Below are 975 nucleotides of genomic sequence, written 5' to 3'. Positions count from 1 at the left end.
GGCCGCGCCTCCCGATGATCTGCTGAAAGGCGCCCATTACATCAGCCACAACCGCTTGATCGCGGAGTATCGCCGTCAACTCAATGTTTCGAAACGGCGACTTCAACCAGTTGCAAGAGCTTACGGCTGCCAGCCACTCTCCCGAAGGCGTATCGACCAGCATCACCTTCGCATGAGAGCCTGTCGTTCGCATGTCGACGACAAAGCGGCCCGCGGTATCCGCGTCCTTGCCCACCATCTCCATGATTTTAGCGGCTTCCGCCGCATTTCGAGTCTCGGTCTCCTCATCATATTCTGCACCCCAGAATACGCTGAAGCGGACGCCGCGCCTGCATGCAGCGCGTATGATCTCGAACAGGGCTTCGACGTCCGACGCTTTGATGAACGTCGAATGGATGATCACCCGCTGGTGTGCCCCCCGAACAAGCTTCTCGAATTCCACACGCTGGGCCGAGCCCCCTATGATCAGGTCCTCCGGGCTAAACGAGCAATCGTGATACACCGGCTCCATATGCCGCGAGGATTGCGGTCCCGAATACTGGACCGTTAGGCCGGGGTTGCCAACGTCAAGCGCCGCAACCACGTCGACAATCCGGCGCAGCTCATCACCAGCTGCCTCAGGCAATCCCCGAGGTACCCCGTCTACGACACGGACTACCATGTATTCATCGTCTCGCACTGACGCCGTGCGGCCATCGATCGACGCGAGTTGTTCATCCCATCCTTGGGCCACCACCTCGCTAAGACGATTGAGATTGGCCTCTTGTGACATTGTCGGTCCATCGCCCTCCACGCGCAGGACGCGGACATCGGCACCAACCTTTCGCTCCGCTTCGATCTTTCGCGGAGACTTGATCAGCACATCTCGTGTCGGAAAGAAGGTTCCAGTCGCTCTTTCGATGACAAAGCTTGCCTTCCGAACGAGCCGTTTCGGAAAAAAAGGCAACGGATTGCCGCTGCTGATGGCTTCAAACC

Annotated in this window: 1 protein-coding gene; it reads right to left on the bottom strand. The window is 58.4% G+C overall.

What is annotated here, in order from left to right:
• Positions 1 to 975, bottom strand: a 975-nt coding sequence (locus EOA27_RS37995; protein ID WP_245491374.1) for a phospholipase D-like domain-containing protein, incomplete at both ends; no start/stop codon positions are given.

This window comes from Mesorhizobium sp. M2A.F.Ca.ET.037.01.1.1 (assembly GCF_003998075.1).
Taxonomy (GTDB): Bacteria; Pseudomonadota; Alphaproteobacteria; order Rhizobiales; family Rhizobiaceae; genus Mesorhizobium.
Note: the sequence above shows the minus strand (reverse complement) of the source record. Positions and strands in the feature narration are given on the sequence as shown.